The sequence below is a fragment of the Pseudomonas sp. TWI923 genome (assembly GCF_039673365.1).
GTDB classification, from domain to species: Bacteria; Pseudomonadota; Gammaproteobacteria; order Pseudomonadales; family Pseudomonadaceae; genus Aquipseudomonas; species Aquipseudomonas sichuanensis.
In genome coordinates, this window is the sequence record NZ_JBDJLM010000060.1 from 21,186 (window position 1) to 32,163 (window position 10,978).

Annotated in this window: 7 protein-coding genes; 3 read left to right on the forward strand and 4 right to left on the reverse strand. The window is 64.8% G+C overall.

The features are described 5' to 3' along the window. The first annotated feature begins 114 nt into the window (after positions 1-114). Both ABE459_RS19675 and ABE459_RS19680 read left to right on the forward strand, forming a co-directional pair. The gene (locus tag ABE459_RS19675; RefSeq protein ID WP_125465433.1) at positions 115-705 is read left to right on the forward strand and encodes a GNAT family acetyltransferase; all 591 of its coding nucleotides are present in this window, start codon (positions 115-117) and stop codon (positions 703-705) included. Beyond that, positions 702-1,586: a carbon-nitrogen hydrolase family protein gene (locus ABE459_RS19680; RefSeq protein ID WP_125465432.1), complete on the forward strand. Its 885-nt coding sequence runs from the start codon at positions 702-704 to the stop codon at positions 1,584-1,586. The genes ABE459_RS19675 and ABE459_RS19680 overlap by 4 nt, the downstream gene beginning before the upstream one ends. Here the strand turns inward: ABE459_RS19680 and ABE459_RS19685 are convergent. The 4 genes from ABE459_RS19685 to ABE459_RS19700 form a co-directional block, all read right to left on the reverse strand. Then, positions 1,574-4,027, reverse strand: coding sequence for an RHS repeat-associated core domain-containing protein (locus tag ABE459_RS19685; protein ID WP_323833355.1), 2,454 nt, complete (start codon positions 4,025-4,027; stop codon positions 1,574-1,576). The genes ABE459_RS19680 and ABE459_RS19685 overlap by 13 nt on opposite strands. Beyond that, positions 4,024-6,624, reverse strand: coding sequence for a hypothetical protein (locus ABE459_RS19690; protein WP_323833357.1), 2,601 nt, complete (start codon positions 6,622-6,624; stop codon positions 4,024-4,026). Before ABE459_RS19690 ends, ABE459_RS19685 begins: the two co-directional genes overlap by 4 nt. Before the next feature lie 63 nt (positions 6,625-6,687). Then, the gene (locus tag ABE459_RS19695) at positions 6,688-7,647 is read right to left on the reverse strand and encodes a hypothetical protein (protein WP_323833359.1); all 960 of its coding nucleotides are present in this window, start codon (positions 7,645-7,647) and stop codon (positions 6,688-6,690) included. A 419-nt stretch (positions 7,648-8,066) separates the two neighbouring features. After that, positions 8,067-9,590: a fumarate hydratase gene (locus ABE459_RS19700; protein ID WP_023629003.1), complete on the reverse strand. Its 1,524-nt coding sequence runs from the start codon at positions 9,588-9,590 to the stop codon at positions 8,067-8,069. Between the two features lie 408 nt (positions 9,591-9,998). Here ABE459_RS19700 and ABE459_RS19705 point away from each other — a divergent pair, with 408 nt between their 5' ends. Continuing rightward, on the forward strand, positions 9,999-10,919 hold the full coding sequence (locus ABE459_RS19705) for an iron-sulfur-binding ferredoxin reductase (protein WP_323833361.1): 921 nt from the start codon (positions 9,999-10,001) through the stop codon (positions 10,917-10,919). The last annotated feature ends 59 nt before the right edge of the window (positions 10,920-10,978 follow it).

Below are 10,978 nucleotides of genomic sequence, written 5' to 3' on the forward strand. Positions count from 1 at the left end.
GAGAAATACCTGTCGCGCAGGGGAAAGGGAATGGCCTGGGCCCGATGATAGGGTTTCCCCTCAGGCCCGGCTTAGCCGAGCGCGTCATCCACATCGACAAAACGACCGCCCCCCATGGAAATTCGCCTGCTCCATGGCGCCGCCATCGCGCCTTACATCGATGACCTCGCTCGCCTGCGCCTGACGGTGTTCCGCGAGTTTCCCTACCTTTACCAAGGCACTGAAGCCTACGAAGCCGACTACCTGGCCACCTATGCCCAGTCCGGGCGCAGCCTGGCAGTGCTGGCGCTGGACGGCGGCCAGGTGGTCGGCGCTTCAACCGGCCTGCCGCTGGTGGACGAGACGCCCGAGTTCCAGCAGCCGTTCCTGGCCCAGGGCCGTGACCCGGCCTCGGTCTACTACTTCGGTGAGTCGGTGCTGCTGCCGGCCTACCGTGGCCAGGGCCTGGGTGTGCGCTTTTTCATCGAGCGCGAATCCTATGCGCACAAACTGGCCGAGTTCGACTGCTGCGCCTTCTGCGCGGTGGAGCGCCCGGCGGGGCATCCGCGCCGGCCTTCGGACTACAAACCCTTGCATGGCTTCTGGCGCAACCGTGGCTTTCTACATGAGCCCTCGCTGCGCACGACTTACAGTTGGCGCGACCTCGACGAGCAGGAGCAAACGAGCAAGATCATGTCGTTCTGGCTCAAGGCGTTGCCGGCATGATCCGCCTCGCCGCCTGCCAGTACGCCATCGAGCTGTTCGAAACCTGGGAGGCTTATGCGGCGCACCTTGAACGGCTGTGCGCCGAGGCCGCCGGGCAGGGCGCGCAACTGCTGCTGTTGCCTGAGTACGCAGGGCTGGTGCTCAGCGGCCAGTTGCCTGCCGCCCAGCGCAGTGACCTGAAGGGCTCGATCGCTGGGATTCAGCCGCTGATCGAGCCCTGGCTGGCGTTGTGCGAAGGCATCGCCCGGCGTCGGGGCATCTATTTGCAGCCCGGCAGCGCACCAGTACTGGGTATCGATGGCCGCTACCGCAACCGCGCCTTTTTGTTTGGCCCCGAGGGGCGGCTAGGCCACCAGGACAAGCTGATGATGACGCGCTTCGAGCGCGAGCAGTGGGACATCGCCCCCGGGCGAGGGCTGCGGGTGTTCGACACGGCGTTGGGGCGGTTGGGCATCCTGATCTGCTACGACAACGAATTTCCCCTGCTCGCCAGGCACCTGGCCGAGGCCGGTGCCGACCTGATCCTGGCGCCCAGTTGCACCGACACCGAGGCCGGTTATCACCGCGTACGCATCGGTGCCCAGGCCCGGGCGCTGGAGAGCCAGATCGCCGTGTTGCAGAGCCCGACCGTGGGGCAGGCGAGCTGGTCGCCGGCGCTGGACGTGAATGTCGGCCGCGCCGGGTTGTTCGTGCCGCCGGACCATGGCATGCCGGCGGATGGCGTGATCGCACTGAGCACCGAGCTTGATCCGCCTGGCAGCCAATGGTTGTCGTGCGAGCTTGACCTTGTTCAGCTCCGTCGGGTGAGGCAGGAGGGGCAGGTCCTCACCCGGCGGGACTGGCCGGAACAGTTGTCTGCTTGCGTCGCTCAGCCAGGGTGATAGAGCTTGCTGCTGGCAACCGAGTAGGGTTTGTCGGCAAAAGCCGGGAAATGGCCGTGCAACCGGCTCCAGGCCCTGCTTGCCAAAGAGGGCTTGTAGACAGGAATGTTGTTGAAGCCCTTGTTCCAGAGCGGTTCGTACGTTCGAGGCATCTGCAGGGCGGCGGCCCCTCGCAGGAAAATCTTCTGGTTGTAGGCTTCCACGGGCCGACGCAGTTCATTGGCGATCTTCTGCGCCGCACCGCTCTTGCCGCCCCAGCACGCCAGTAGCACGATCTTCTGCTCGGCCGGGTAGCCCATCTCGGCCAGGCGTGGTGCGATCAGGTTCCTGGCGATGTTCACGGCATCGTCGGCTTGGCCCTGGGCATTCATCAGCATGCCCAGCGGGTGGCCGTGAGTCACGAATGCCGCGGTGTTCTCTGCATACAAGTTCGGGATGAAGGCCACATCGCTGCTGTCCTTGGTCCTGCCGAACAGCACCGTGGCGGGGCGCTGGCCGTCACCCGGCCCTATTTTGTAGGGCTTGAATTGAGCAAGTTTGCTGGCCGCGCGACCTGAACTGTTCGCGAGCCCGGCGGCCCATTTGGCCGCAGCAGGCGCCATGCCCGTCACCGCGCTGGCAATGCCGGCGCCCAGGGAGATCCAGCCAAGCACGTTGGCGGCCTTGCTGTCGGCATCGCTGGCTTGCAGGGCGGCACCAGCGGCGCCGGTGCCGAGGGAAACGGCACTGAGGGCGGCGGTGCCGATTGCCAGGGCACTGTTGGCGCTCAGGGCGCCCAGGCCTCCGGCGAGGACGGCGGCGACGGCCGGGGCGGCGCTGCCCAGGCTGGCCAGGGAGGCTGCGGCGCCCATGGCCAGGCCGATGCCGGCCAAGGTCCAGCTCATCCAGCTGTGGCCATCCGGGTCGATGCGGTTGACCGGGTCGCCGCCGCAGTAGGCGTAGGCATTGATGCCACCACGGCCGAACGGGCTTTCGCTGTCGGGAGCGAGGAAAATCATCAACAGCGGATCGTAGGGGCGATAGCCACCGGGTATCAGCCAGTTGGTCAGCGGCTCCTGGCGCTCCCCGGTAAAGCCGAACCGGGACACGGCCGAACCGTTCGGCCCGCAGCCGTGAGCGGTGTAGCGGCGTTGGCGAACATCGTCGTCCACTTCCAGGCGTACGCTGCCCTGGCCGTCGCAGCCCAGCAGGGTGGTAGCGGCGCCTGGGTGGTTGATCGCGAACAGCGAGGCACCATCACCCACCAGGCCGTGGCGTTGACCAGACTGTTGCGCGTGGGTCAGTTGATCGGCGCTGAAGAAGCTGCGATCGAGCTGGCCATCAAGCACCCGGTCGCACAGGTGGCCGCTGGCGTCGTAGCGGTATTCGCAGGTATGGCCATCGAGCTGCACCCGTGCCAGCCGCTCATGCGCGTCCCAGGCCAGCTGACGGCCCAGGCTGTCGGCGATCAGCCGGCCGCACGCATCGTAGGTGAGGTCGATCCGTTCGGGCCAGGATGGATGGGTATGGGTGATCGAGACTACCTGGGTGGGGTCGTGTGCGGCGTAGCTGAACCGAGCCTCGTCACGGCTGCCATCGGCAAAGGCACTGATGATCTGGGTATGGCCGTTCAGGGCGTTGAAGCTGAAGCGCTGTTCTACGACCCGGTTACCGAAGGGGGCTTGCGGCGCGGCGTGCAGGTCGGCCCGGTAGTGCACCAGGCGTCCGCGCAGGTCATAGGCGAAGGTCTCTTCGCCCTGCTGCTCGCCGTCGTGCCAGGTGCGTGAGATGAGTTGGTCCAGGCCCGAGTAGGCGAGGGTCTGGGTGAAGATCCGGGGGTTGCCGTCCTGGACCACGGTGAAGGTGTTGCGATGTTCGCGGCCCAGGCTGTCGTAAGTGATTTTTCGCGTGAGCCGACGGTCAGCGACGGGGTCCTGGGTGGTCAGGGTGTCGAGGCGGGAGAAGGCGTCGTAGGCAAAAGTGGTCGTCACTTCGCCGACTTTGAGCACACTGAGCCGGCCGAACCCATCGTGCTGACGCTGGTGCTCCACTGCGCCGCTGTCGGTGAAACCCAGCAGCAGGCCATTGAGCGAGTAGCGCCATTGGGTGCTGTGCTCCTCGCCATCGACCTGCCATGCGTCACGCAGTGGCAGGCCCGCTGCGTCAAAGCTCCAATGCTGGCTGCCCAGCTCGCCACTGGCGGTGCACGGCAGGCCGAGCGTGGGGTGGTAGTCGAGGCGTTGCTGTGTGGCGCCCTCGGCGTGGCTGCCAAGCAATGCATTACCCAGCTGTGGCTCGTAGGTGAAGGCCACGCGCTTGCCATCGGCCAAGGTGTTGGCGCTGGGCGGTAGCTGCCCGGCGCGGTAGTGGTAGTGGGTGCTGCGCCCGGCGACTTGCACCGAGCGCTGGCGGCCGAGGCCGTCGAAGGTCTGGCGACCGAGAATCAGGGGGTCGGTGGTCATGCGGGGGCCTGCGCTGGTGCGGGAGTGATGGCAATGGATTCCACGTGCTGGTCATCGCTGTGGGCGGCGAAGGTCCAGGCCAGGCGGGTACCGTCGGGCAACTGGTGCTCGACCAGCCGGGAGTAGTGGTCGTAGCGCTTGCGGTTGACGATGTCGGTAGCGCCTGGGGCGGTGAGGCGCTCCTCGATGACCCGGTCCAGGCCGTCGCGTGTGAGCTTCAAGGTGCGCACCAGCTGGCCGTCGCTGTCGAAATGCTGTTGTCGGGCAGGGCTGCCGGCCGCATTCAGCTCGATGACCTGGCGCGGGCCGTTGCGCCCTGCGGCAACCTGCCAGTGCTCGGTACGCTGGCGAACCGGGTCATGGCGAACATGTCGCTCGATGCCCTCGGGGCTGATGCGCAGTGAGGCCTGACCCCAATCGTCATAGACCGTGGTGCTGGTCAGGCGTAGTGGCGCAATGCCTTTGCCGAGCCAGTCGACGGCCGTCTCGCTGACCGGACGGCCCATCGCGTCAAACTGCGTGTGAGCGACGGTCCTCAAGGTGCCGGGTGCCTGTTGGATATCTTCCAACTCCACCCTGACCGTTCGTCCATCGCCATCGAGCCACTGCCGTTGGCGGCGACCGGTGATCTCGACCTGTTCGACCATCACGGGGTTGAGCGCCTCGCCGCTGCCGGCTTGCCTGGCGACGGCGTCGCCCAGGTGGTAGCTGGCCTGGCGCTCGGCCTGGTAGGGGCTATTGGCGGCCGTGGTGGTGCGCACGATCCGGCCGAGCGCGTCATGGGCGTAGGTCGTGAGTGCCCCTGCTTCGTCACGCTCCCAGGTGGTCAGGCCGCTCAGCAGCGAGCGGCCATCGCTGCGGGTCGAGCGGTTCTCGGCGTCGTTTTCGAAGCCGATGAGCGTGGTCTGCGTGACCAGCTCGTCGTGTTCGGTGCGGTAGCGGTACTCGGTCGTGGTGGTCTTGCCGTTCAGGGTCGTGGCGCTGCCGGCCAGCCGCCCGTAGCCGGGACCTGGTGCGGTGCAGTAGGCCTGGCTGGTGGATTCCAGCAGGCGTTGCTCGCTCTCATCCCAGCCCTGTTCGCGTGCCACCACGGTGTGGGCAGGTTCGCCCTCGAGCAGCGATGGCAGAGCCTGGTACGTATACAGGGTGCCTAGTGTGGGGGCCTGGCCGTCAGCCGGAGCCGGCATCACGGTCTTGTGCCTGAGCCAGCGCACCCTGCCCAGGGCATCGGCTGGGCAACCGTCGGCGCCTGTCGCCGGGTAGTAGCTGTTGTGTTCCTCGACACCGCTGGGGTAGCGCACGTGCAGGATGTTGCCTGCATCATCGTATCGGTAGGTAGTGGTCTCGGTGCGGCTGGCGCCATCGCGGGCATGGTCGATGTAGGTCATACAGACCTGCAGGGGCAACTGGCACCAGGCCGGCTGCTGTTCCCAGGTGAGGCTCGGGTCCACGCCATGGATGGTGGTCCTGCGTGTTTCACACAGGCCTTGGCGCGTCACTTCGCTGACCAGCAGGTGATGACGGTCCCAGGTGAAGTGATGGCTGCCAAGGGCCCGGCCGTCGCCGTCGCTCAAGGTTTCGATGACTTCGTAGCGATAGTCGCCTTCGACCTGGTACAGGTTGTCTCGGCCGGTGTGCCACACGAAGGCCTGGTCGCTGCCGAAGCCCAGAAAGTTGTGTTCGCCGAGCCAGGTATAGCTACGGTTGAGTTCGTTGCCATTGCGGCCTGTGGCATGGGTCCAGGCTGTCACCCGAGGCAGGTAGGGGAAGGGTGCCCCCGGCGGCAGGTGATGGCCATCGCTGTCGCTGGCCCAGTGCACGAAGTCCTCGGCACCCAGCGGGCTGCGGATGTAGCTGGGCAGCAACAGGGTCGTCGCGCCGGCAAGGTCGATGGGCTCGTAGTCGATGCTCAACGGTTCGTCGACACCAGGTAGATGGACCTCGGTCAGCCAGTCATTGCTGAGCAGCGCGCGCAAGGTAGCGGACTGCTCGCTGTGTGGGTTCAGGATGAAGTGCAGTTCGCCCTGGCGATCCTCCAGGCTCAGCAGGGTGCGTTGCTCGTCGCGGATCTGCTGGAGCCTGTAATCGCCCTCGGCGAACGGCAGCCAGTCGAAGAACAGCCGGCGACCTTCCGGGGAGCGCAGCTCGGCCAACAGGTAGCGGCCGCTGTCGCTGTCCTGGCGCCTGAGAATCTCGCATTCCCCGGACTTGTGGTCGACGCGCAGGCTGCCGTCGGCCTGCCAGGTCACCAGGAAGGTGGCCAGCTTCTGATCGCGCAACGCCAGTCGGCCATTGACGGTGAACTGGGAGGCACCCAGGTCGACGGCGAACTGCTCGCCCGAACTCAGGCGCAGCCTTGCTGCGTTCTGGTCCAGATCGATTTCCGACAGGCCCAGGGCCCAGCCTTGGCCATAACCGCGATCGAGCGCGGAGTTCAGCAGGTTGAAGCTGAGTGTCAGGGGCAGGGTGGGGCCGCAGAGTTGGTTGGCCGGTGGCAGGGGCAGGGCGATGGCCAGGGTGAACTGGCCGGTGCGTTGGTCTACACCGGTCTTCAGGAAGTCCAGGAAGTTGCCGGCTTGGGTGTGCAGTGTGGACATGCAGCTTTCCTCGGTTGAAGCAGAAACGCCAGGCCCCCCTTTTCGGGGCGCTGAGCCTGTGGATCAGGCGTTGTCCTGGATGACCTGGAACGCGATGGCGTTGCCGTTTTCCTTGCTGAGGAATTCGATGCGATGTTCGTTGCCGTTACGGTCGATGACTTTCCACAGGCTCTGCTCTTCGCTGAGCGCGTTGTAGTGGCGTGCATAGAAGCGTCGGTGGTAGCGGTGCAGCGTCATCTGGTGGGGGCGATGGGTCAGGCGGCCCCGCGTACCTGCATCCAGTGCGAAGGCCTGACCCACACCATGGACGCTCACTTCGGTGTGCTGGCTGTAGTCGTTGGTCAGTTGCAAGGAAAACAGCGCATGGTCCCAGTTGTGGCGTTCATAGAAGGCGCGCCCACCGGGTGTTGCCTGGGAGCGACTTTCCACGATGAAGGTGTTGGGGTCCCTTAGGCCGAAGTAACCGACCTGGTGCTCGACTTCGTCATCCCAGGTGCGCCCGACGGACTCCTTGTAAGCGATGCTGTCTTCCATCTTCAGCTCGAAGGCCGACTCGGGGAGGCGCTGGGGCGAGATGGACTCGATGACCACCGACGACTTGAACGGGGCGACGTTGGTTTCGTAATGGCTCTGCTCGTCCTTCCAGATCCCGGCATACAGGGTGCTCAGGGTGCCGCCGGGCAGTGTCGAGGTCACGTAGAAGCGGCGACGGAGGGTACGGGGCGAGGACTCCATCAAGGGGCTGGGCACAACGCCGGAGGCTGCGTGGTAGGTAAAGCGCGGGTCGCGCTCGTGATGGGCTTGCAGTTCGGCATCCAGGATGTGGAACTGTCCTTCGTCGTCGATCTGCAGCAGTTCGAGCGAGGCCAGGCTTTGTTCCGAAATGGTCTGGCCATCGCGCGGTTCGAGGGTGACGGTGACTTCCACCTGCTGGCGGCCGTTGGCGTAGACGCGATTGGAGTTGGAGGTGATTTCGACGCGGAAACGACGAAGCCATTGATTGGCGGATTGTGAGTGGGTCATGAGCCTTTCCTCTGTGGGAGATGAGGGCTCATTTAAGTGGGAAGTGATCAGGGGTAAGCGGTATTTAGATCTTGAAGGCCGATCCAGTGCGATGGCTGTCGGTGTCTAGGTTTTGTTCGAAAAGTGTGGTCATCCAACGTTGTGGGAGCGGCGCACCGCCGCTCTCACAAAACTTTTCGTACAGAGCCTAGGGGCGGACGCTGTCTGCAAGGGAGTCTGATGACTTCCGCCTGTCGGCGTTCAGGTAAGACTCCGTATTCAGGCGGCGAGCAGTTGAAACTTGGCAAAAATATCAGTTGGCGATATCGGCAGTGCCCCTGTCACCGGTGTCGATAAAGGTCGGCAATCAGAAACCAAATAATGAAATCGAATAAAAACGCCCGGCAATGGCCGGGCGTTTCATATCGCATGGGCGAGGATTACTTAACTTCCACCGCCAGGCTTTCGGCGATCTTGCTCTGCCACAGCGCAGGGCCGGTGATGTGCACCGACTCACCCTTGCTGTCCACCGCAACGGTGACGGGCATGTCCTTCACTTCGAACTCGTAGATCGCTTCCATGCCCAGCTCGGCGAAGGCCAGGACCTTCGACTTGCGAATGGCCTGGGCCACCAGGTAGGCGGCGCCGCCGACGGCCATCAGGTACACGGCCTTGTTGTCCTTGATCGCTTCGATGGCGGTCGGGCCACGTTCGGACTTGCCGATCATGCCCAGCAGGCCAGTTTGTTCGAGGATCTGGCGGGTGAACTTGTCCATGCGAGTGGCGGTGGTCGGGCCGGCTGGGCCTACCACTTCGTCACCGACCGGGTCGACCGGGCCGACGTAATAGATGAAGCGGCCTTTGAGGTCGACCGGCAGCTCTTCGCCGCGGTTGAGCATCTCGACCATGCGCTTGTGCGCGGCGTCGCGGCCAGTGAGCATCTTGCCGTTGAGCAGGATGGTCTCGCCTGGCTGCCAGCTGGCGACTTCTTCCGGGGTGATCTCGTCGAGGTTGACGCGACGGGCGCTTGGGCCGGCTTCCCAGACGATTTCCGGGTAGGCGTCCAGCGACGGTGCTTCCAGTTCGGCAGGGCCGGAACCGTCGAGCACGAAGTGGGCGTGACGGGTGGCGGCGCAGTTGGGGATCATGCACACCGGCAGGGAGGCGGCGTGGGTCGGGTAGTCCATGATCTTGACGTCGAGCACGGTGGTCAGGCCGCCCAGGCCCTGGGCGCCGATGCCCAGCTGGTTGACCTTGTCGAACAGCTCCAGGCGGATCTCTTCGATGCGGTTCTGCGGGCCACGGGCCTTGAGCTCATGAATGTCGATGGACTCCATCAACACTTCCTTGGCCATTACCGCGGCTTTCTCGGCGGTACCGCCGATGCCGATGCCCAGCATGCCAGGCGGGCACCAGCCGGCGCCCATGGTCGGGACGGTCTTGAGTACCCAGTCGACGATCGAGTCGGACGGGTTGAGCATGGCCATCTTCGACTTGTTTTCCGAGCCGCCGCCCTTGGCTGCGACATCGACCTCGACCTTGTCGCCGGGGACGATGGAGTAGTGGATGACGGCCGGGGTGTTGTCCTTGGTGTTCTTGCGGGCACCGGCCGGGTCGGCCAGGATCGAGGCGCGCAGGACGTTCTCGGGCAGGTTGTAGGCGCGGCGCACACCTTCGTTGATCATGTCGTCGACGCTCAGGGTGGCGCCGTCCCAGCGTACGTCCATGCCCACGCGCACGAACACGGTGACGATACCGGTGTCCTGGCAGATCGGGCGGTGGCCGGTGGCGCACATGCGCGAGTTGATCAGGATCTGGGCGATCGAGTCACGCGCGGCGGGCGACTCTTCACGCAGGTAGGCCTCGTGCATCGCCTGGATGAAGTCGACGGGGTGGTAGTACGAGATGAATTGCAGGGCGTCGGCAACGCTCTGAATCAGGTCGTCTTGCTTGATCACGGTCATGCAGCGCGCTCCTCTTAAAGACGGGAACATTCAAATAGGCACACCGACAACGCACACCGGTATGTCGGCAGTGCCTGGCAAGGCTCCGGCTGGTCGGGCCGGGGCAAAAAGGCGCGGCAGTATACCGCGCCCCGCCGTGGGAAACACCTGCGGGTGGTCTGGACCTTGGTCGGCTGCGGGGCGGGCATCGTTTTTGCTGATGACGTGGGCAGGGTGATGCTGTTCAATGGTTTGACGGGTGACATCGACTGGGGCTGCTGCGCAGCCCTTCGCGGGTAAATCGCAGCGGCGAACCGCCGCTCCCACAGACAAGGCATGCGCAAATCCTGTGGGAGCGGGTTTACCCGCGAAGGGCCGCCAAACGGCCCCATTGCTTGATCATCAGGCGAGTATTCGGAGATCAACGACATGGCCGAACTGACTGTGGGGGCGCGCCAATGGGCGGTGCCTTTCGGCAGTAATCTTCTGGATGCGCTCAACGGCGCCGGCTGCGCCGTGCCCTACAGCTGCCGCGCCGGCAGTTGCCATGCCTGCCTGGTGCGCTGCCTGGACGGTATGCCCGGGGATGCGAAGCCCGAGGCCCTGGCGTTGGACAAGCGTGAACAAGGCTGGCGCCTGGCCTGCCAGTGCTCGGTCAACAGTGACCTGGTGCTGGAACTGTTCGACCCTCGACGCGACGGTGTTGCTGCCACGGTCAGCGAACTGGCCTGGTTTGGCGATGTGTTGCGCCTGCGGCTGCTGCCCGAGCGGCCTTTGCGCTACCAGGCCGGCCAGCACCAGGTGCTGTGGTGCGGTGATGTTGCGCGGCCTTACTCGTTGGCCAGCCTGCCGGGCGAGGAAGCTTTTCTGGAGTTTCACCTTGATTGCAGGCGTTCAGGCGCCTTTTGTGATCGGGCCAGGCAGTTACAGGTGGGCGATGAGCTGAGGCTGGGCGAGTTGAGAGGTGGGGCGTTGCATTACGACCCGGACTGGCAGGAGCGGCCGCTGTGGTTGTTGGCGGCGGGGACCGGGTTGGCACCGTTGTGGGGCATCTTGCGCGAGGCGCTGCGCCAGGGACATCAGGGGGAGATTCGGGTGCTGCACGTGGCACACAGCGCTGAAGGGCACTATTTGGCGCAGGAGTTACAGGCGCTGGATGGGGTGACGGTCGAATTGGTGTTGGCGGCGCAGTTGGATGAGGCGTTGGCTGGGTTGAAGCTGATGTCGCGTCGGACCATGGCGCTGGTGTGCGGGTCGCCGGCGAGTGTGGAACGGTTTGCCCGGCGGCTATTCATTGCCGGGGTGCCACGCAACCAGGTGCTGGCGGATGTGTTTACCGAACACGCCTGAAAAATTGCAGTGGCTTCATCGCCGGCAAGCCGGCTCCCACAGGGATCTCTGTGGGAGCC

Excerpts from the sequence above, each read along its gene's own strand:
- ABE459_RS19675 (WP_125465433.1), top strand. The coding sequence starts at position 115 with ATGGAAATTCGCCTGCTCCATGGCGCCGCCATCGCGCCTTACATCGAT.
- ABE459_RS19680 (WP_125465432.1), top strand. The coding sequence starts at position 702 with ATGATCCGCCTCGCCGCCTGCCAGTACGCCATCGAGCTGTTCGAAACC.
- ABE459_RS19685 (WP_323833355.1), bottom strand. The coding sequence starts at position 4,027 with ATGACCACCGACCCCCTGATTCTCGGTCGCCAGACCTTCGACGGCCTC.
- ABE459_RS19690 (WP_323833357.1), bottom strand. The coding sequence starts at position 6,624 with ATGTCCACACTGCACACCCAAGCCGGCAACTTCCTGGACTTCCTGAAG.
- ABE459_RS19695 (WP_323833359.1), bottom strand. The coding sequence starts at position 7,647 with ATGACCCACTCACAATCCGCCAATCAATGGCTTCGTCGTTTCCGCGTC.
- ABE459_RS19700 (WP_023629003.1), bottom strand. The coding sequence starts at position 9,590 with ATGACCGTGATCAAGCAAGACGACCTGATTCAGAGCGTTGCCGACGCC.
- ABE459_RS19705 (WP_323833361.1), top strand. The coding sequence starts at position 9,999 with ATGGCCGAACTGACTGTGGGGGCGCGCCAATGGGCGGTGCCTTTCGGC.